18 protein-coding genes are annotated in these 20,798 nt (G+C 62.1%); 4 read left to right on the top strand and 14 right to left on the bottom strand.

The features are described from left to right. Positions 1 to 3: 3 nt before the first annotated feature. From AC0JZ4_RS24080 to AC0JZ4_RS24065, 4 genes are all read right to left on the bottom strand, one after another. A complete protein-coding gene (locus tag AC0JZ4_RS24080) occupies positions 4 to 954 on the bottom strand; it encodes an ABC transporter permease (protein WP_471888989.1) in 951 nt (316 codons plus the stop codon). A gap of 79 nt (positions 955 to 1,033) precedes the next feature. Further along, a complete protein-coding gene (locus AC0JZ4_RS24075; RefSeq protein WP_471888988.1) occupies positions 1,034 to 2,689 on the bottom strand; it encodes a peptide ABC transporter substrate-binding protein in 1,656 nt (551 codons plus the stop codon). Between the two features lie 223 nt (positions 2,690 to 2,912). Next, a complete protein-coding gene (locus tag AC0JZ4_RS24070) occupies positions 2,913 to 3,605 on the bottom strand; it encodes an SDR family NAD(P)-dependent oxidoreductase (RefSeq protein ID WP_471888987.1) in 693 nt (230 codons plus the stop codon). Then, the gene (locus tag AC0JZ4_RS24065; protein WP_471888986.1) at positions 3,602 to 4,129 is read right to left on the bottom strand and encodes a MarR family winged helix-turn-helix transcriptional regulator; all 528 of its coding nucleotides are present in this window, start codon (positions 4,127 to 4,129) and stop codon (positions 3,602 to 3,604) included. The genes AC0JZ4_RS24070 and AC0JZ4_RS24065 overlap by 4 nt, the downstream gene beginning before the upstream one ends. A 1,118-nt stretch (positions 4,130 to 5,247) precedes the next feature. On the opposite strand from AC0JZ4_RS24065, the gene AC0JZ4_RS24060 reads away from it, so the two are divergent. Next, entirely contained in the window at positions 5,248 to 6,147 is a 900-nt protein-coding gene (locus AC0JZ4_RS24060) for a recombinase family protein (RefSeq protein WP_471888985.1), read from the top strand. Positions 6,148 to 6,226: 79 nt separating this feature from the next. Here AC0JZ4_RS24060 and recX read toward each other — a convergent pair whose 3' ends face one another. Both recX and AC0JZ4_RS24050 read right to left on the bottom strand, forming a co-directional pair. Then, positions 6,227 to 6,814 carry a recombination regulator RecX gene (recX, locus tag AC0JZ4_RS24055; RefSeq protein ID WP_471888984.1) on the bottom strand — a complete coding sequence of 196 codons (588 nt, stop codon included), beginning with the start codon at positions 6,812 to 6,814 and terminating at the stop codon, positions 6,227 to 6,229. Next, positions 6,811 to 7,611, bottom strand: a complete 801-nt coding sequence (locus tag AC0JZ4_RS24050) for a phosphodiester glycosidase family protein (protein WP_471888983.1) — start codon at positions 7,609 to 7,611, stop codon at positions 6,811 to 6,813. Before AC0JZ4_RS24050 ends, recX begins: the two co-directional genes overlap by 4 nt. A gap of 647 nt (positions 7,612 to 8,258) precedes the next feature. On the opposite strand from AC0JZ4_RS24050, the gene AC0JZ4_RS24045 reads away from it, so the two are divergent. Next, on the top strand, positions 8,259 to 9,692 hold the full coding sequence (locus tag AC0JZ4_RS24045) for a hypothetical protein (RefSeq protein ID WP_471888982.1): 1,434 nt from the start codon (positions 8,259 to 8,261) through the stop codon (positions 9,690 to 9,692). Positions 9,693 to 9,923: 231 nt separating this feature from the next. Here the strand turns inward: AC0JZ4_RS24045 and AC0JZ4_RS24040 are convergent, their stop codons facing one another. From AC0JZ4_RS24040 to AC0JZ4_RS24005, 8 genes are all read right to left on the bottom strand, one after another. Continuing rightward, positions 9,924 to 10,712 (bottom strand): sugar phosphate isomerase/epimerase family protein, encoded by a 789-nt coding sequence (locus AC0JZ4_RS24040; RefSeq protein WP_471889087.1) that lies wholly within the window; start codon positions 10,710 to 10,712, stop codon positions 9,924 to 9,926. 273 nt (positions 10,713 to 10,985) lie between these two features. Further along, positions 10,986 to 12,146, bottom strand: coding sequence for a Gfo/Idh/MocA family protein (locus AC0JZ4_RS24035; RefSeq protein ID WP_471888981.1), 1,161 nt, complete (start codon positions 12,144 to 12,146; stop codon positions 10,986 to 10,988). 12 nt (positions 12,147 to 12,158) lie between these two features. Continuing rightward, on the bottom strand, positions 12,159 to 13,208 hold the full coding sequence (locus AC0JZ4_RS24030) for a sugar phosphate isomerase/epimerase family protein (protein ID WP_471888980.1): 1,050 nt from the start codon (positions 13,206 to 13,208) through the stop codon (positions 12,159 to 12,161). Between the two features lie 24 nt (positions 13,209 to 13,232). Further along, complete coding sequence (locus AC0JZ4_RS24025) at positions 13,233 to 14,249, bottom strand: LacI family DNA-binding transcriptional regulator (protein WP_471888979.1); 1,017 nt, start codon at positions 14,247 to 14,249, stop codon at positions 13,233 to 13,235. 5 nt (positions 14,250 to 14,254) lie between these two features. Then, positions 14,255 to 15,217, bottom strand: a complete 963-nt coding sequence (locus AC0JZ4_RS24020) for an ABC transporter permease (RefSeq protein WP_471888978.1) — start codon at positions 15,215 to 15,217, stop codon at positions 14,255 to 14,257. Position 15,218: 1 nt separating this feature from the next. Further along, positions 15,219 to 16,163, bottom strand: coding sequence for an ABC transporter permease (locus AC0JZ4_RS24015; RefSeq protein ID WP_471888977.1), 945 nt, complete (start codon positions 16,161 to 16,163; stop codon positions 15,219 to 15,221). Continuing rightward, the gene (locus AC0JZ4_RS24010; protein WP_471888976.1) at positions 16,160 to 17,653 is read right to left on the bottom strand and encodes a sugar ABC transporter ATP-binding protein; all 1,494 of its coding nucleotides are present in this window, start codon (positions 17,651 to 17,653) and stop codon (positions 16,160 to 16,162) included. Before AC0JZ4_RS24010 ends, AC0JZ4_RS24015 begins: the two co-directional genes overlap by 4 nt. Before the next feature lie 119 nt (positions 17,654 to 17,772). Beyond that, entirely contained in the window at positions 17,773 to 18,768 is a 996-nt protein-coding gene (locus AC0JZ4_RS24005; RefSeq protein ID WP_471889086.1) for a substrate-binding domain-containing protein, read from the bottom strand. A gap of 277 nt (positions 18,769 to 19,045) precedes the next feature. On the opposite strand from AC0JZ4_RS24005, the gene AC0JZ4_RS24000 reads away from it, so the two are divergent. Next, positions 19,046 to 19,741 (top strand): helix-turn-helix transcriptional regulator, encoded by a 696-nt coding sequence (locus AC0JZ4_RS24000; RefSeq protein WP_471888975.1) that lies wholly within the window; start codon positions 19,046 to 19,048, stop codon positions 19,739 to 19,741. Positions 19,742 to 19,796: 55 nt separating this feature from the next. Continuing rightward, positions 19,797 to 20,774 (top strand): alpha/beta hydrolase, encoded by a 978-nt coding sequence (locus AC0JZ4_RS23995; RefSeq protein WP_471888974.1) that lies wholly within the window; start codon positions 19,797 to 19,799, stop codon positions 20,772 to 20,774. Positions 20,775 to 20,798 lie beyond the last annotated feature (24 nt).

The following is a 20,798-nucleotide window of genomic DNA, read 5'->3' as shown; positions in this document are numbered from 1 at the left end:
TCCTCACGCCAGCCGGATGCGCGGATCGACGAAAGCCGAGCAGAGATCCGCAAGCAGGCTGCCGAAAACGGTCAGGATGGCCGAGAACATCAAAAGCCCCATGATCACCGGATAATCGCTGTATCCGAGGCTATCGAGAAAGAGGCGGCCCATGCCGGGCCAGGTGAAGACGGTTTCCGCCACCAGCGCGCCGCCGAGCAGCTGCGGGATCTGCATCCCGGCAAGCGTGATCATCGGCAGAAGCGCGTTGCGGGCCACATGCCGGCGCATGATGGTCTTCGTCGCCACACCCTTGGCACGCGCCGTCCTGACGAATTCCTGGCCGATCGCCTCCAGCATGGAGGAGCGCATGTAGCGGCTCCAGACGGCGATATTGACCAGTGCAAGCACCATCGAGGGCAGGATCAGGTGGTGCACGTAGTCGAGGAAGGACTGGTCGCCGATCGTGTACATGTTACCGGCCGGAAACCAGCCGAGATTGAGCGAGAATATGTAGATGGCGACGAGGCCGAACCAGAAGGTCGGGATGGAGAGCGCGACCATCGTCGCAATCGTCATCGAATAGTCGAAGACCGAATAGCGCTTGATGGCGCTCCTCATGCCGATCCAGACGCCAAGGCCGATGGCGATTGCCGTCGACGTTCCCATCAGAAGCAGGGTGGCGAACATATGGCCGCCGATGATCGACAGCACGGGACGCCCGTCGCGGAAGGAGTTGCCCCAGTCGCCGCGCACCAGGCCCCAGAGCCAGTCGAGATACTGGATGAGGATCGGCCGGTCGAGGCCCATCTCATGGGCGATACGGTCGAGATCCGCCTTGCTGATACCCGGCGTCAGCGCAAATTTCGACATCGGTCCACCCGGCGCCAGCATCAATACGCAAAAGCCGATCAGGGACACAATCAGAAGCAGGACAAGGCTTTGCCCCAATCTGCCAAGCAGAAAGCGAAGCATTTCAGATCTCCGTCGTCGCGGTCATGGAGGAGGTGGTCGGGGGAGGAAGCGGTCGGGCCGAAAGGCCCGACCGCAGCACTCAGCTCCAGCGCCAGCTGTTGACGTTCCAGCTGTCGATGCGGACGTTGACGTTCGGCACGTACCCCTCGAAACCCGCCTTGAAGCCGCGCAGATCGGTGAACTGGTGCAACGGCAGGAACGGCAGTTCTTCGCGCATCAGTTCCTGGATCCTGACATAAGACTTCTTGCGTTCCTCGGGAACGAAGATGGCGGCACCTTCCGCCAGAAGCCTGTCGACTTCCTCGTTCTTCCACTGCCAGGTATTCTGCCCCGCCCCGCCCTGCGCGGCGATGGACCTGGAGCTGAAATAGTCGGACGTGTCGGGATCGCCGCCGGTGAGGAAGACGATGCCGGCAATCGCGCTCTGGAACTGCGACATCATCCAGTGGTCACCCCACATGACGGCCGGCGGCAGGTTGCGGATCGTCATTTCGGCGCCGATCTGGGCAAAGGTCTGCTGCAGGAACTGCTGCATCTGTTCGCGCAGATGGTTGCCTGACGTCGTCGAGTTCTCAAACGACAGGCGCAAGCCGTCCTTGACGCGCACGCCGTCGCTTCCGAGCGTCCAGCCCGCCTCTTCCAGAAGCGCGCTCGCCTTCTCGATGTTGAACTCGTGCTTCGGCAGGTCGGCATTGTAGTAATAGGCCTGTTGCGGCATGTAGCTTTCGGTCGCGACCGGCAGACCGAAATAGAGCGCGTCGATGATCGACGCCTTGTCGACCGCCATGTAGAGCGCCTGGCGCACGGCCTTGTCCTGGAAGACCGGCAGGCCGAGATTGAGCGAGAACGTCTCGATCGGGCTGCCCGGCGCCTTCACCACGGTGCGATCGGCAAGAGCTGACGCCTCCTCGTAGTGATCGGCGGTGATACCCTGCAAACCGACAATGTCGAGGTCGCCGGTCTTGAACTGGGTATACATGACCGTCAGGTCGGGAATGTACTTGACGATCAGGCGCTCGACGAAGGGACCATCGCCATAATAGGCGGTGTTGGCCGCCATCTCGATATGGTCGCCGGCAACGCGCTGGGTCCATTTGTAGGGGCCGGTACCGATCGGTGCATTGTTGAACGGCGCGTTGTTGAGATCCGACTGTCCGTCGAAGGCGTGTTTCGGCACGATGAAGGTCGACGCGAGGATCGACGCATAGGGCGCATAGGGCTTTTCCATCGTCCAGGTCAGCTCGGTCGCGGACACGACGGTCAGGTCGCGAACAAGCTCGTGGCCGGTATGGCGCCAGCTGTTGAAATTCGGATTGACCAAAAGCTCGATGGTGAATTTCACATCCTCGGCGGTGAACGGCTTGCCATCGTGCCAAGTCACCCCTTCACGCAGCTTCACCTTCCATTTCAACCCGTCCTCGGAAACGCCGCCATTGGCAACCGTCGGCACTTCGGCAGCCAGGCAGGGGAAGAATTCGCCGCCCTCGTCGACGCCGAACAAAGGGTCGAACAGCGCGAAATAGATGCCTTCATCCACCTCGATATGGAGAAGATGCGGATTGAAGACGGTCGGCTCCTGCGAAAAGCCGAGAACGATCTGGCCCTTCGGCGCGTCCTGGGCGCGGGCAATGCCGGAGCCGAGCAGACCGGACATCGCGGTTCCGGCGGCGCCGATACCGAGCATGGCGAGGACCTGACGCCGGCTGGCGTGGAAATCACTGTTCTTCGTGGTCATCCTTGTTCCCTTTATTATTAGAATTGTTGGCGTTCATGCGTTTCGAACGATGCAATCCTTGCCCGTTTGACCGGGCAGGTACTTTTGACTCCCATATGCAAGGGCCTTGCCTTGCCGGCCGGTTGAGCGCGCCTCGAACAGCGCCCCCGGCTTCTGTTTGCACGAACCGCATCCGCGGTGCGGTTCGCAAGCTGCAGCGCCGTGCCAAGGCGCGCTGATCTCCTCAGTAAAGTTGCTCGGCGCGCCAGTTGACGGTGATTTCCGCCACGCTTGCGCGGTTTGGAAGGTTGATGGCATGGGCGACGACATCGGCGATCTCGTCCGCGCTGGTCATGGCGGCTGCATCGTCCGGCGCCAGCGCCAGCCCCATGTCCGTCGCCACGAAACCGGGGCAGATCGCCGTCGTGCGGATACCCTTGTCGAAACCCGCCTGCCGAAGACCATGGGCCAGCGCCACCGCCGCATGCTTGGTCAGCGCATAAGCCGAGGAACCGACGGAGGCGACGCGCTTGCCGGACAGCGACGCGATGATCGCGATCCGGCCCCGACCGGATTGTGACAAGGCGGGAAATGCAGCCTTTGCCAGGCGCTGTGGCGCACGCACATTCACCGCCCACATGGTTTCGAGATCCGCGTCGTCGATGTCGACCACCGATTTCGGTACCATCACGCCGGCATTGGCAACGATCGCGTCGATCCGGCCGAAACGCTCGAGCGCGGCAGCCACCCAGGCGGCCTCGCCGCCCTCCATCGCATCATAGGCGAATGTGTGAACCGATGCGCCGTCCTGCCATTCAGTCCCCGGCTGCCGCAGGCCGAGCGAAATCTTCCAGCCATCGGACAACATCCGCTCCGCGACGGCACGGCCTATGCCGCGCCGCGCGCCGCTTATGAGAACGACCCGTTCTTCCGTCATGGCGACTCTCCCACAGGATGTGGCGTCATCACAAGGCGCCAGTAGATCCGGCGCAGCAGCCCCATGGCTTGGTCGTATTCCTCATCGGAAACATCGCAGAGGAATTTTCGCGATTCCTTGATGCGCTTGCGCAGTTCGGCGACGCATTCCTCGCCCTTGTCGGTGAGAAACAGCGACCATGCACGGGAATCGTTACGGCCTGTCCTGCGATAGATGAGGCCCGCCGTTTCAAGCCCGTTCAGCGTCCGCGCCACTTCCGCACGATCGCGCAGATTGATCTGCGCGATGATCGAGGGATGGATGCCGGGATATTTTCCGATCATGAACAGCGCCGTGACCTTTCCTGTCCCGCGTATCTCTTCCATGTCGGCGATGCGCGCATCCCAGTCACGGCTGACGGCGATGTTCAGGTCTCGGATGAAATAGCTGAAAGTGTCGTTCAGGACGTCGAGGTCAATTGTCTCCGGAGAGACGACAAGCCCCTCGCCCGGCCACTCGGCATCCATGTCGTTCAAGCTGGCCATTAAGCAACCCATCCCGATTTGATTGAGATAATCAACTATAATTTAGTTGAGATCGTCAAGCATAATTCGATCGCTCTGCTTATTTTTTTGCCAAAGATCAGTTTGGCTACTTTCCAGGCAACATAAGCTTCATCGGCGCCGGGCATGCGTTGGGCCCCCGAACGGAGAGCCGTTCCGGGCTACGTCAAAAAAAACGCGAGCGGTTCTCGTTGAAGATGCCCCTTCGTGAGGCAGCGGATATCCACGCAGCCGCCCCAGGCGGCACGCCCGCCCTACCCCGACCTCCACCTCGCGGTAGGGGCAGCAGGCAGCAGGCAGCAGAGTTGTGCCGGCCGAACCCCAATCCGTGCTATGAGAATTTCATGCCCTTTGAGCATCACAGCGCCACGTTTGGCGTAGATATTCAAAGCGCGCGGTAGGGACGAAAAATTTACCCGAACGTCCCTATAGTGATGCCCGTCGAACCCGGCGCACCGGCAGCTAATAGTTTGATTTCACATACACGCCGCGTCCAAAAGAAACCTATCCCGGTCTTAACATTCATTACAGGATAGTCGAGAAAAATACGGTTTCCCGTACCGGCCGGCACGCGCGCCGGCAAACGTCGCCGCCTGCCCTCTCAAACGCGTCCATCCCGCCTCGAGAAATACCGGCAAAAGCAGAAACCGGTCTCGCATCCGAAATTGCGTGCCGCCGAAACGATGAAACACTGCCGGCGATCCGACCGCCGCGAACACCCTCTATCGATCCGCCAGCACCCGCGGCACTGGCCATCCACTCCGGCAGCGTCGAAACGACCGACCGAACACACACGGGACGATACGCCAAACCATCATGGCTGCCCCGCTCATCCCCAAATTGCCGCCCTCCGCGCACCGGATCGAAGCTCATCGCCGCCTCCACGCGAGGTTTCCCGCCCGCGTCATTTCCCCCATAAACGCCACGGAAACGACGTTTCGGACATATACGCAACCCACTTGCGGCAAGCACACCAACCATCGCCGAACGACTCCCAGACGACTTATAATTCACGCTTGCAATACCTCCTTTTCTGACGCATCTATTTTCGTACAGAACCACCACAGCAAATGCCGCACCGATCCGTGGCGAAGGACCCGATGGACCGTTCCCCTCCCTCCCCGCATCGGCTGATCGGCTATGCACGACACGGCCTCCGCGAAGCTCCCGACGCACAGGCATCCGCGCTTCAGGCCGCCGGCTGCAATCGCATATTCGATGAACAGGCTTCCGGGATGGAAGGTGCGCAGCCGGTTCTCACCCGGCTGCTTGCCGAACTGGCCGAGGGCGACATGCTGGTCGTCACCGATCTCGACCGGCTGGCCCGGTCCCTGGCCCAGCTTGTCCCCCTGCTCGACCAGCTCCGACAGCGCGGCATATATTTCCGTTCGCTTTCTGATCCGATCGACACATCCGCTCCGAACGGTGAGCAGGCCCTGAAGCTTCTCGCCTCGGCCGTGGAGCTGGAGCGGACGCTGACGGCAGAGAGGAGCAGGCAGGGAATCGAGGCGGCCCGACGGCGTGGCAGGCTGCCCGGCAATCCCGGCCTGAGACAAAGACAGGCCGAGGCTGTCAGGGCGGTTTCGGATGCCAGAAGAAAAGCCTATCTGGCGGAGCTGACAGAGACATCGCAGGCTTGGCTTCCAACCGTTCGGGACATGCGGCCGCGGCACGGTTGGGATAACATCGTCCGCGTCCTTGGCCAGCGCGGTCAGATCTGGACCGTGGAGCGTCTTCGCCGCGCCACCCAGCGCATGGTGAGCGAAGGTCTGGCCGACGACGACCTCCTCGCCCGCTCGCCGCGCCGAAGCCCGGAGGATCATTTCATGGCAGTCGTCGCGGCCGTGGCGATCGCCGACCCCGGCCTGTCGCTGCGCGCCATCGCCGCAAGGCTTGACGACATGGGAGAGCGCCCTCCCCGCGGCGGCGCCAGATGGCAGGCCTCCACCGTCCGCCACCTGCTCGACGAAGCCTTCCGCTTCGGTCTCATTCCACGCTGACATTTTTTCGACGCGACCGAACCCAAACCCGGCGCCAGCGGCAACCAGACCGTCGAGGGCCAACCGCCCGCAGGGACGCTCACAGACGCCGGCTGTCGACCAGAGCTTCCTCCGCCTCGTCGAGACCGATCTCGCAAGCCATGCGGCCGATGTCGAAGGCAAAGCCCGCCCTGGCGAATGCCGACAGCTCTTTCAGCCGCCGCCTGTCGTCCAGCTCCACCCTGCGGAATGGACCGAAGCCCCGCTTGCGGGCAAAGATCAGTGCCGAGCGAAAATCATCGACCTCCGCCACGGCTTCGGCCGCAGTTTCCCTGGCGATCCCCTTGCGCGCCAGCCGCTGTGCGATCGCCCGTTTCGAGCGCCCGCCGGTCACTCCCGATCGGCTGGCGATCTGAGCATAGGAAACGTCGTCGAGCGCGAGATTGTCATAGCCGAACTTTATCGCCGCCTCGACGAGAGCCGCCACCTGCGGCTCGCTGATCGCATCGAATTTCTGCCGCGCCTTGCGCGAAATCGCGTCCCCCAGTTCCTTCTCGGTATGCATCCGCCGGCCCAGCCGATAGGCCGCCGAGTTGCGCGCCCAGGTCAGCATCCGCGCGGTCGGCACTTCATCGGTCACGGGATCGTCGCCGGCGACCGGTTCCGGCAGTTCACCAGCTTCGCTCATTCGGCCGTCGACCTCGCCACCAGCCCGAACATCGGTCCATAACCGCCATGCCCCGAACGGTCGTCACGCCCCGTTGACGGATCATGAAGCCCGACCCCTCGTCCGCCATCCAGAAACAGCGCGTCCGGGCATTTCAGCTCGTCGCGGAACAACCGGGCGAAATCGAAGAAATTGACCCAGCCTTCGCTGACCGCGAAACGCACCAGACCGCCCTCGCAGACCCCGACACCGCTGCGCCACGTCCGGTCGCTCGACCCCTCGATCAAGGCCGGATGCAGCCTGTTGTCGATCACCAGCATCGGCCCGGACTGGGTGGCGAAGCGCGGCCGCTCTCCGCCGCGCGCCAGATATTTTTCCGTTGGCAGAATGCCGGCTCGAGCCTTATCGAGAAAGAACACGCCATTGGGCCTCTTGTAGAAATTCGGCACCCGCCCGGGCGGCCCGGCGACCACGCCGGTATTCACCGCCATCAGCTCCCGTCCTTCCTCGATGTAAAGACCGATCGGCGCATAGGCCTCGGAATACATCCCGGCATTCACTGCAAAGGCAAGCCGCCCACCCTCCCGCGATACCGCCTCGGCCAGGGAACCGAAACGCCGATAGGGCGCCTCCGCTTCATCCCGCCAGAAGAGCCGCAGATCGTCCTTAACCGGGTCGACTGTGCAAATGGTATAGGAGCTACTGTCGACGCTGCGCGCGGCACAGACCCCGTCGCTGGCCACCGCACCGGTCGCCGCAAGGCCAGTGACGAGCGTTACAATATAGGAGAGCAGGGGCAGCGAAACGCGGGATGGCATCAAGCACCTCCAAGCTGAACGCTGCGAGGCGAATGCTCGGCCCTCGGGCTCATCCGCTGCGACTTCACCATCGCCGCTTGCGGAGAAACCGGCGTGATTTTTCCTATCGCTTTGAGTTTAATAGAAAAAATTCGTGTTTTGACTGCCGTCAACATCATGCCCCATGTCGTCGAACGATGCACGCCTCGCAAGGCCGGCCGAGCGATACCTAACGGATTCGCCAGGCATTGGCGAGTCGCGGCGGCCGCCATCATCCCGGCAACCGGCCAGCCGGAGTGCAGGGATTGTAAAGTAAGGCGCTGTGGCGCCCGGCATTTCCTGGTGGCGTCGGCAACGGGCAGGGTGCCGGGCGCCGTCCCGTGCTCGTGAGAGGGGAGGGCGGCATCCACTAAGCAGGCATTGCGGCATCGTCGGCTCGCGGCGGAACGGCGAAGGCGAAGGCGAAGGCGAAGGCGAAGGCGAAGGCGAAGGCGAAGAAACACCATTGCCACGACATCGCCGATCGCATAGCTCTTTGTTATCGGACCACCTGCATGAGACTGCACCGATCAAGCGCGGCGCAGTGGGAGGCACTACAGGTCGGCACGGTTCCGTGACCAAACAGCGTTTGGCGCATCCCGTATTGACCAGTTGAAACGAGCCTCCGCATGCCCGCAGATTCCACCTTGTTGGCGCCACGAACCGTGCCGCCCGTCACTCTCCCGGATGGGTTCATCCTTATCGCCGCAGCCCTGTTCGCCGCCGGCCAGCTTCTTCATTCGTCCTTTCCGCTGCTCGATATCGCCGCCGCATTCGCCGCTGCGGCCGCCGTGCTGGACTGGCCTCGCCTGGCGCGCATCGCCAAGATCTTCTTCACGATCGCATGCCTGGTCTTCATCTCCGGCAATCTTCTGCTTGCACCCGAACAGGCATCCCTCTTGCGCCGGGCGATCCATCAGGGCGTAGGATTCTCCTGTTTCCTGTCGATGATCGGCATGCTGCGCTATGCGGTCACCCATTCCAACGCGATCCGGGACGCGACCGGCTATCTGATGGGCGTGCCGGACCGAAGGCGTTATCAGGCCGTCAAGCTCGGCAGCCATGCGCTCAGCCTGCTCTTCAATGTCGGCGTGGTGTCGCTGATCGGCCAGATGGTCGCCAACGCGACCCAGGGTGATCCCGAACAGGCGCGCCGTCGGGCGATCCTGCTCGCCTCCATGCGGGGAACCGTGCTGATGACCATCTGGTCGCCGCTCGGTGTCGGCTTCGCCATCATCACCCAATCCATCCCGACATTGTCGCCCACCACATTCATGCTGGTCGCCTTCTGCATGACGATCGGGCTGATGCTGATCACCACCCTTCTGCATACCGAACTCGGCACCTCACAAAGGGCAGGGGCCGCGCAGAGACAGGACGCTGGCGCAGTCGCTGCAAGGGCAGGGGAGGACAGGTCATCCAAGCCGCTGGTTCTCGTTCTCTCGGCCTGCGCCGGACTGTTCGCCGCGACGATGGGCCTGCACGCAGCGCTCGACATCACACCGCTTGCCGCGACGATCCTCATTCTGCCGCCCTTCACGCTCGCCTGGGTCTTCTTCGAACGCCGCGTATCGCCGAAACGTCTGCCCGACGAGATGCGCGGCATGGTCGCCAGCATGTCCGGCATGCGCACGGAGAGCGTCATCTATCTCTCGGCCAGCGTCATCGGGGCAGGGGCCGTCGCGGTGCTCAACACGTCGGGTGCAGCGTTTGCGGATGTCGGAAACCTGTCGCCGCTGTTCCTTGCCTCCGGCTGCATTCTCGCCATCGCCGCAAGTGCCGTCCTGTTTATCCCGCACTCGATCATCGTCGTGTTTCTGGCGCAACTCTTCGGCACGGCAGCCTTCGGCCATGATCATCCAATGGTGCTGGCACTCGCCTTGGCGCTTGGCTGGGCCGCCGGCATCGCCTTGTCGCCGATCAGCGCCATGTCGATCACCATGGCGCGCCTGACGGCTGTATCGCCGACAACGATTGTTCTGCGCTGGAACGGGCGTTTTGCGCTGACGCTGGTCGCCAGCTCGATCGCGGTGATTTCGCTTGCGGCAAGCCTTGGCGGTTGATGGTGGAAAACGAAGCGAGTCATCGGGAAGAAATCGCCTAAGCAACTGAATTAACTATGATTTGATCATGGTTAATTCAGGATCCCAGCAACTCCGTATTCGCGGAGATTGAGAGCGTTTCAGCCTTCTTTTCCACCGATGCATACCCTCCTATGCGTCGCATGACGACAGCACCCGGAAGGGGAGGGGGCACGGGCGACGATCATCACCCGTGCCGGAGAGGCTAACCAATCAGATCTTCGGCAGCTGTGCCTTGAGATAGGCATTGCCCTTCGTCACCACCTCTTCGGCGTCACGCGGCATGTCATGTTCGAGGATGTACCATTTGGCGCCGGCCTTCCTGGCGGCGGGCAGGATCGTTGCCCAGTCGAGGACGCCGGTTCCGATGATGGCAAAGCCCTTCTCATCCTCGGCCGCGCCCGCGGGCGCATTGTCCTTGGCATGGATGGCAAACACGCGGCCCTGGAGAGTGTCGAGGAATTCGGCCGGATCGAGGCCTGCGCGCGCAACCCACGCAACATCGAGTTCGCTCATCAGGTTCGGTCCGGCGGCAGCCAGAATGATTTCCAGCGCGGTCTTGCCGTCGAACTGCGCCAGCTCGAAATCGTGGTTATGATAGGCCGTGCCGAGGCCGGCAGCCTTCAGCTTTTCGGCATAGCCACCGAGCTCCTTGCCCAATTCCTCCCAGCCCTTCGCGTCCGTCGGGCGCGCTTCCGGCAGAAGATAGGGCATGGTCACCATCGTATTGCCCACGGCCTTCTGCTCGGCAATGACCGCGTCGAGTTCATTGCGGAAACGGGCGATCGGCACATGCGAGGAAATCACCTTGAGCTTGTGCTTCTCCAGCAGCGCCTTCAGCTCGTCCACCGTGGTCTTCTGCATGTCGACGGTTTCGATATTCGAGACGCCGGCTCGATTGAGGATGGCGAACTGTTCCTCCAGCGTGCCGGCGTCGCGCAGCGTATACATCTGCGCCGCTATCGGCAGGGATGCGGCGGTGTCGGAGGCGAGGGCGGGCAGGCCGAGGCTTGCCGCGCCAAGTGCCGCAAAGCCGAGGCCGAAACCACGGCGGGTGATCAGGAACGGATGGTTCAACGTCATTCTCCTCTTGAACGTCGGGGCATTCCGCAGCGATTTTGACAGCGAATTCCTCTCCACTGCGGCATGCCCTGGTGCCGGGGTCACCATTGGCTCCGGCCAGATCCTTTCCCTGAAAATCACCGGGAAAAGCATCTATCTCTCTGTTTTCACTCACTTTATAAAGCAGGAGAGGCACTCTCCTGCAGTAAAGCTCTAGCAGTCGAGTTCCACCCAGGAGGCAGTCCTGCTAGATTGCACGGCGGCCTCGATAAAGGCGAGACCGGCAATGCCCTCCGCAATGCCCGGATAGACGACGGCGGACGAGGCCTTCGCGCCCGCCCGCGCGGCAAAAATCGCCTCTGCCGCCTCGCTGTAGATATTGGCAAAGCCTTCCAGATAGCCTTCCGGGTGGCCAGAGGGGACGCGGCTGACACGGTTTGCAGCATGGCCGGCGCCTGCGCCATTGCGAGTAATCAACCGCTTCGGCTCGCCATAGCGTGTGAACCACAGCTGGTCGATGGCGGTGTGGTGCCATTCCAGCCCGCCTTTTTCGCCATAGACGCGCAGAGACAGGGCGTTCTCATTGCCGACCGCGATCTGGCTGGCCCACAACATGCCTTTGGCACCGCTCTTGTAACGCAGCAGAATATTGGCGCTGTCATCGAGCATGCGGCCCGGTACGAAGGAGGTGAGGTCGGCATAGAGCCGATCCGGCACTTCACCGGTGACGAAAGCGGCAAGGTTGAAGGCATGCGTGCCGATATCGCCGATTGCGCCGCCGGCACCCGAACGGGCCGGGTCGGTGCGCCATTCGGCACCTTTTGCACCCTTGGTTTCCACCGCTTCCGTCAACCAGTCCTGCACATACTCGGCCTGCACATGGCGCAGCTTGCCGATATCGCCATTGGCGATCATCTCGCGCATCTGCCGGATCATCGGATAACCGGTGTAATTATGGGTGAGGACGAAGAGTTTGCCGGACTTTTCGATGATTCCGGCCAACGCCTTCGCTTCCGAAAGCGTGGTGGTGACCGGCTTGTCGCAGATCACATGGATACCGGCTTCGAGAAACGCCCTGGCGGCTGCAAAATGCAGATGGTTGGGGGTGACGATCGCCACCGCCTCGATACCGTCCGGCCGGGCAGCCTCTTTTGCCGCCATATCGGCGAAGTCGGTATAGGAGCGATCGTCCGCGATGCCCAGATCACAGGCCGAAGCCGCTGCGCGCTCGGGATTGGAGGAAAGCGCACCGGCGACGAGTTCATAGCGATCGTCCAGCCGCGAGGCGAAACGGTGAACCCCACCGATAAAGCCGCCCTGACCACCACCGACCATGCCGAGCCGGATGCGGCGTCCAAGTTCATGATTTGTCATGTCTTTTACTCCCTACAGGCCGAGCAGGCGACGGTTGGCGGCCGCATCGATCCCGCTCTGGGCGAAATCATCGAAGGCGCGTTCGGTGACCCGGATGATATGGTCGCTGATGAAGGGAACACCTTCGCGGGCGCCATCTTCCGGGTGTTTCAGCGCGCATTCCCATTCGAGCACGGCCCAGCCGTCGAAATCATGCTGGGTGAGCTTCGAAAAGACGGCGCGGAAGTCTACCTGACCGTCGCCCAGCGAACGGAATCGGCCAGGGCGATCGACCCAGCCCTGATAACCGCCATAGACGCCCGAACGGCCGGTCGGGTTGAACTCGGCGTCCTTCACATGGAAAGCGCGGATGCGCTCGTGATAGATGTCGATGAAATCGAGATAATCCATTGCCTGCAGAACGAAATGCGAGGGATCGTAGAGGATGTTGGCACGCGCATGGTTGTCGACGGCCTCAAGGAAGCGCTCGAACGTGGCGCCGTCGTGCAGGTCTTCGCCGGGATGCAGCTCGTAGCAGACATCGACACCGCTCTCGTCGAAGGCATCGAGGATCGGACGCCAGCGCTTGCCGAGTTCGGCAAATGCTTCCTCGACCAGTCCGGAAGGACGTTGCGGCCAGGGATAGATGAAGGGCCATGCGAGTGCGCCCGAAAACGACGCGTGGCTCTTGAGGCCCAGATGCTCGGAGGCCTTGGCGGCGCATTTGAGCTGGTTGACGGCCCAGGCCTGGCGTTCCTTCGGCTTGCCGCGCAAGGCTTCCGGTGCAAAACCGTCGAACAATTCGTCATAGGCCGGGTGAACGGCGACGAGCTGGCCCTGGATATGGGTTGAAAGCTCGGTGATCTCGACGCCGGCTTCGGCAAGTCTACCCTTCACGTCGTCGCAATAGGTTTTCGAAGCGGCCGCCTTTTCCAGATCGAACAGTTTCGGATCGGTCGGCACCTGAACGCCCTTGTAGCCGAGAGAAGCGGCCCAGCGTCCAAGATTGTCGAGCGTGTCGAAAGGCGCACCGTCCCCGACGAACTGTGCGAGGAAGATGGCGGGACCCTTGATCGTTTTCATGTATTACCTTTCCGACTATTCTTCTCAGTTCGGCGCACGGGACGCGACCGAACCGCGGATAACCAGCTCTGTTTCAAGCTCGACCACCGTGTGCGACCGGTCGCCGTTGAGGCGCTCGATCATCAGTTCCATCGCCCGCCGGCCCATTTCCCGGCGTGGCTGGCGCACGGTCGTGAGCGGCGGATCGAAGGCATTGGCGAAGATGATGTCGTCGAATCCGACGACGGAGACGTCTTTCGGCACGGACAGCCCGTTCTGCCGCAACTCGCTGATCGCGCCGATGGCCATCTGGTCGCTCGCGGCAAAAATAGCTGTAAACGGCGTGCTTGACGCGAGCAGCCGGCGCACGGAATTGCGGCCCGCCTCGATACTGTAGTCGCCAGCGACGATCCGATCGTCGCCCTGCGGCAGTCCGGCCTCTGCCAGCGCCTGCCGATAGCCGGCAAGACGTTCGCCGGCGAGACTTTCGGGCAGGGGTCCGGCGAGATGGGCGATCTGCCGGTGGCCTGCCGCGATCAGGTAGCGCACGGCGTCTGCCGATGCCTTGACGTTGTCAACCTTGACCATCGGCAGGTCGATACCGGAAACCGTTTCCGACGCGATCACGATCGGCGGCAGAAGATCGCTGCGCTCGCGAAGCTCGGCAGGGAAATGACCGGTCATCAGGATCAGGCCGTCGGCATGGCGCTGGCGCACCAGATCGATATGGTTTGCCACCCGCGCCTCGTCATTGCGGGCGTCGCCCATCAGCACCTTGTAGCCGGCTTCGCTCGCCGCTTCCTCGACGCCCTTGAAGATCTCGAGGTAAAACGGGTTGCCTATATCGCGGACCAGAAGAATGACCGTCTGGTTTGACTGCCGGCGAAAGATCTTCGCATTGGCATTCGGCACGAAATTGGCCTTTTCGACCGCTTCGAACACCCGCTGGCGCGTTTCCTCGCGCACCTTGTCGGGATGCTGCAGGGCGCGCGAGACGGTTGCGATCGACACCCCCGCCAGCGCTGCAACATCCCTAATGTTCGAAACCGGGTCTTTTGCCATTGTCTTTACACGCGCAGCTTCTTTTGCCGCCCATAGAGGAGCATCAAGGCCAGCAGCGTCACGCCGAAGATCACCTGCCGCGCCCAGACCTCGAGGTTGAGCGTGATCAGGACGCTTTGCAATATTGTCAGAGCGACGGCACCTGCCATGGTGCCGAGATAACCGCCTGCACCGCCGGCCAGCGAAGTCCCGCCGATAACGACCGCGATGACCGAAGGCAAGACATACTGATCGCCGACCGAAATGAAGGACGTGCCGGTATAGCCGATGACGCAGACCCCGGCGAGACCGGCGAACAGGCCGGAAAGACCGTAGATCAGCATGCGAATGAGGGAGACCGGCAGACCGACCAGCGTTGCCGCCCGTTCATTGGAGCCGATCGCATAGAGCGCGAAGCCGAAGGCAGTGCGGCGCAGCACGAAAAGCATGGCGGCGGCAATCGCCACCCAGACGAACAGTATGCCGGGAATGCCGAAGATCAGCGGCTGGTTGATGAAGGCGGAGAGGAGGGGGGCTGCGGCACCCGACGGCACGCCCTGCGAATAGACGACCAGACCGCCCTGGATGACGGCGGTCATGCCGAGCGTCATGACCAGCGGCGGAATGCGCACGAAAGTGACGCCGATCCCGTTGACGAGACCGATCAGGAAGGGAATGCCGCCGGCCACAAGCAATGCCGGCAGGATGCCCGAGTTCTGGCCGTCCATCATGTTGCCGGCAAGCACCGCGCCGAGCGAGATCATCGAGCCGACCGACAGGTCGATACCTTCCCGCCCGCCGAGAATGACGAGGTTCTGGCCGGCCGCGACAATGCCGAGAATGGCGGCGATGGTGAGCAGGCGGACGATCTGCGAGCCTTGCGCAAAACCGGGTGAGAGAATTTCGCCGACGATCAGAAGACCGACCGATGCGGCGATCGCGATGGTCAACGGATCGCCGAGAGCAGCGAGGATGCGGGAGTTGTTCATGTCAGCGCCTCGTCACGAATACACCGCCGGCAAGCGCGGCCAGTACGATCAGGCCCTGCACCAGGGTCTGATATTCGAAGGGTAGTCCGGCGAAGAAGATCACGTTGCCGATCATGCCGAGCACGAGCGCGCCGACGACCGAGCCGGTGGCATTGCCGAAGCCGCCGGCAAGCGCCGTGCCGCCGAGCACGACAGCCGAGATCGACGACAGCGCGAGGCTTGCGCCGAGAAGCGGGTCGCCCGAGGCGGTTTCACCCGTCAGGCAGAGCGCGGCAAAGGATGCAAACGCACCGGAAATCACATAGGCGCCGATCCGCAAGCCGCCGAGCGAAAGGCCGGTCTGAAAGGCGCCGGTGCGATTGCCGCCGACAGCGGTGAGCCGCGTCAGGAAGGGCAATCTGGACACGACCAGCGTGAAGATGACACCGGCAATCAACACCCAGGCAACGACCGGAATGCCGAGAACGCTTTCCGTATAGGTCATCCAGTAGGCATCCGGCACGGGCAGGCCCGCCTGCGGCAGCACCCAGATGGCAAGGCCGGCAAAGATGATGCCCGTTGCGAACGTGGTGACGATCGGCTGGAAGCGCAGGCCGGAAATGAAGAAGCCATTGATAAGGCCGCAGGCGATACCGGTTACAAAACCGGCCGCCATGCCGCCGAAGACCGCACCCAGCGTGCCGCCGAGCGCGGTGATAACGGTGACGGTAACGACATTGACGAGTGCGACGATGCTGCCGACCGACAGATCGATGTCTCCGGCAAGGATGACATAGGTCTGGCCGATCGCGACCAGAATGAGCGGCAGGAAGGTGGCGAGGTTCGACTGCATCACGCTCGGTTCGACGAAGGACGGCTGCAGCACCGTGTTGACGATCACGAGAATGAGGAACACGAGAACCGTGATAACCCATGGCTGCCGGCGCAGCAGATTGAACATGGTCATGCAGCGTCTCCATAGGCGGCGCGGGTAATGTTGACGGAGGTCATCGCGTCACCCTTCAATTCCGCCGAAATGCTGCCGCCGTTGAAGACAAGCACGCGGTCGGCATAGTCGAGGATTTCGGAATCTTCCGACGAATAGAAAAGGATGGTCGCACCGGCTTCCGCCTGTTGTCGCATCAGCGCGAACAGATCGGCCTTGGCGCCCAGATCGATCCCCTTGGTCGGGTCGTCGAGGAGAAGAAGTTTCGGTGCGGTGGCAAGCCAGCGGGCGATGAAGATCTTCTGCTGGTTGCCGCCCGAAAGCGTGCCGATCGGCATGTCGAGACCGGCGAACTTGGTCTTCAGGTCGGCTGCGACCTTGCTGACCTGCGGCTTGAGGGCAGCCGGCCGAATGATCTTCAGACGGTTGCGCACCGCAAGTGCCGCGACGATATTCTCGAAGATCGAGCGTCCCTGGAACGAGGCATCGCGACCGCGATCGCCCGAAACATAGGCAAAGCCGTTCATCACGGCATCAGACGGCTTGCGGATGGCGAGGCTCTTTCCCTCGAAACCGATATCGCCCGATGTGAGCGGCTCGGAACCGAACAGGCTTTTCAGCAGTGCAGACTGACCCTGACCCTGAAGACCGGCAAGGCCGAGGATTTCGCCCGGATAGGTTTCGAAACTGACGTCGCGCAGGCTTCCGTTTCGGGCCGCCTTGACGACAAGGCTCGGCCTGTCGGCGGAAAGACCGGCGGATTTCGGCGCGGCAGCTCGCACATCGCCGACCATGTCGTGGACGACGGCTTCGCGGGTGGTCGATGCGGTCTCGAGTTCGGTGATCGTTGCACCATTGCGCATAACGGTGATGCGGTCGCAGACGGCGAACACTTCATCGAGCCGGTGCGAGATCATGATGGTCGAGACACCCTCGGCCTTCTTGGCCTTCAGGATCTCGAAGAAACGCTGCGACTGGCGGCCGTCGAGTGCGGCGGTTGCCTCGTCCATGATCATGATCTTCGCATCCTGGGCGAAGACCTTGAGGATTTCGACGATCTGGCGCTGGTCCGGCGGAAGCGTGCCGACAATCGCATCGACCGTCAGTCCGTGGCCGGCAACGCCGTCGAAAAGGCCGATGAGCTCGGCGGCACGGCGGTTCATCGCCTTGCGATCGGCAAACACGCCCGATTTCAGCTCGCGCCCGAGGAAAATGTTGTCGGCGACGGAAAGCTGCGGGATGAGGCTGAGTTCCTGATAAAAGAGCGCGACACCGGCCCGCTCCGCTTCACGCGGATTGCGGAAGCGGACGTCGTGCCCTTCCATGCGGACCGTGCCGCTGGTCGGCGCGACCGCGCCGGCGACGATCTTGCACAGCGTGCTCTTGCCGCAACCATTGGCGCCCATCAGGGCATGGATTTCGCCTTTGCCGACCGTCAACCGGCCTTCGGTCAGGGCGCGCACGGCGCCAAAGCTTTTGGTGATGCCGACTGCTTCGAGAGCATTCGTCATGTCAGGTCTCCGGGAATTCTGGTGGTTTGCCCGCGGCCGGATGAGCCGCCGCCTTTATCGTCAAGCGGGGAGGGGCGGCGGCAAAAAAGCGCCGCCCCGGCAGGTAACTGCCGACTTCCTTACTGGAAGTACTGTTCCGCGTCCTCGGGAGAGACGGTGGCAGTGACCGACCAATAGCCCGGCTTGCCATCGGCCGCCTTCAGGTTGTCGGCAAGGTTGCTGCCGTCGACGAAGGGGATCGGGATATAGATGGCGTTGCCATAAGCACCGCCGAAGACGCCGTCCTTGAATTCCTTGCCCGTCAGCTTGAGCACGGCGACGTTCAGCGCGCTTGCCATGACGCCGGGCGGATTGACGGATGCGCCGGAATTGAACTTCTTTTCAGACCAGCGGGTCATGAAGTCCTTGCGGATCTCGCCGGTTGCGGCGATGCCCTCAACCTTGCCGGCAGCTTCGATCGCGCGCCAGGCGCCATCGGCCATGCCGTCCTGAACCCAGACGCCGTTGATGTCGGGATAGGTGGCGAGCAGGTTCTGCATCGTCTGCTGGCCCTGCGCCTGATCCCAGCTGGCATTGGCTTCGTTGAGAACCTTGATATCCGGGTACTTGGCGAAGACTTCCTTGTAGCCCGCGACGCGCAGCTCATTGGCCGGGTTGCCGGCAATGCCGTTGATCGCCACGATATTGCCCTTGCCGTTCAGGGTCTTTGCCAGCCACTCGGCCGACTGCATGGCCCAGGCCTTCTGGTCGATGCCGACATAGATCGCGTCCTTGGACGAGACTTCCGCGTCGGTTGCGACGATCAAAAGGTTGCGGGCCTTGGCCTGGGCGAAGATCGGGTTGAACGCGGTCGGGCTGCCCGGATTGATCAGAACCGCATCGACGCCCTGGTTCATGAAGTTGCGGATATGGCCGATCTGACCCTGGACGTCGACATTGCCGCTCTGCACGACGACCTCGACCTTGACGCCCTTTTCGGCCCAGGCGGCCGCGGCGGCCTGCGCTTCCTCGATCATCTGCGTGCGCCATTCGCTGCCGACAAAGCTGTTCGACAGGCCGATCTTGAAGCTCTGCTCCTGCGCATGTGCAGACGCGATGATGCCTACGCTGGCCATAGCGGCCAGCACCAATTTTTTGAACACTGAAATCTCCTCCTGCGCGGATACGATAGATGTAACCGGTTGCATCTAAAATGTAACCGGTTTCATTTTGCTGTCAAGAGTGCGGGCGTCCACCATCCGACTGCCGCCGGGATGCCCCGGCTATCCCTTTGATGCCGCAGGGTTTCGAAAATTCCGGAGATTGCATGAACCTGCCGAGGCTATCATCGAACGCCAATTTTCCACCAATGGCGTAGCCACTGTCGCGAACTTCCACTACTGGACTTGAACCATGTCACGCACCGAACGCCTCCTGACCCTGATCGAATTTCTGCGGTCCCGCAAATTGCCGGTGACTGCAGAGCAGATGTCGGCTCGGCTTGGCGTGTCGAACCGCAGCATCTACCGGGACATCGAAACCCTGAGGCTTCTCGGTGCGCCGATCGATGGGCAGGCCGGGATCGGCTATGTCCTTCGTCCCGGTTTTTTGCTTCCGCCACTTATGCTGACGAGTGACGAAGTCGACGCGCTGACGCTGGGCGCCAGTTGGGTCATTCAGCACGCCGATCCGGCACTGGCGCAAGCAGCGGAAACCGCGCTGTCGAAGATCAACACCGTGCTGCCGCCCGCGACCGTCGATCGCGATGACATGCCACCTCTCGTGCCGATCGTCCGGGCCGACAACATTCCGGACCCCGCATCGGTCGCTGTTGTGCGTAACGCGATCAGGCTGCGCAGAAAACTGAAAGTGAGCTACAGGGATCTGAAGGGAACGGTCACCGAACGCGTCCTCTGGCCCATCGCCGTCGTCTATCTCGACGGCGTCCGCATTCTGGCCGCCTGGTGCGAGACACGTGAGGCGTTCCGTCATTTCCGCGCCGACCGGCTGGAAGCATTGACGATGATGCCGGAGCGTTATCCGGAACGACGCAGCGCCCTCGTCAAGAAGTGGCGCGAGCAGGATCTCGGCGCGCCGTTTCGCTCCTGACAGAAACTGACGAAATCCCGCGGTAGATGCTTCCTGCAAACAGAAGGATCTACTCATGCACCAGGAATTCAGCCCGGCCCTTTTCCATGAAGATGCGATCTCGCAGGACACGCGCTCCGTGACGGAACGCGTCATTACAGCAATGGCCTCCGCGCCGACGGTCGCCGATCTCGGGGCTTTCCGTCACGCATTTTCCCAGGGCCAACTCGGCATTCCCGCGTCACCCAGATCAGACAATGCGCGCCAGATGAGCATCCCCGGTCCGGCGAGCGAAATTCCCTTGCGGATACTTGCGCCGGAAGCCGGCACGATCCGCGGTGTCTATCTTCACCTCCATGGCGGCGGCTGGATGATAGGGACCAACGACATGTGGGACGAACAGCTGGAGCGATTGGGGCGGGAGGCAGGATTGGTGTGCGTCAGCGTCGATTACCGCCTCGCGCCGGAACATCCTTTTCCTGCTGCGACGGATGACTGCTTAGCGGCTGCAATCTGGCTTATCGAAAACGCCAAGACACTTTGGGGAACCGACCGGCTGATGATCGGCGGAGAATCCGCCGGCGCACATCTGTCCGTCACCACGCTGATCAGCCTGCGCGACCTCGGCAAGCGTGATGCGTTCCATGCCGCCAATCTGGCCTATGGCTGTTACGATCTGTCGGCCACGCCGAGCACCCGCATGGCAACTGGCACCCCGATTGTTGATCGGACCTCGATCGAGAATTTTGCTGCCAATTTCGGAGCTGGCACGGATCTTCGCGACCCGTCCATTTCGCCGCTCTATGCGGAACTGTCGCATTTGCCGCCGGCTCTGTTTTCGGTCGGCACAAGCGATCCTTTGCTGGACGACAGCATGTTCATGTTCATGCGGTGGCAGGCTGCCGGCAATCCTGCCGAACTCGCCGTCTATCCTGGCGGCCTGCACGGCTTCGATGCACTGGGCGGCGTGCTTGCCGAGACCGGCCGAAAGCGGATCAGTGCATTTCTCGACAATGCCGGGCAAAGGCCGCAGGCCGATTTCGCCAGTGGATGAAGATCGGGGGAGGGCAACCCGCCG

This window comes from [Rhizobium] kunmingense, assembly GCF_977018605.1.
This window is presented reverse-complemented; position numbering and strand designations above follow the sequence as displayed.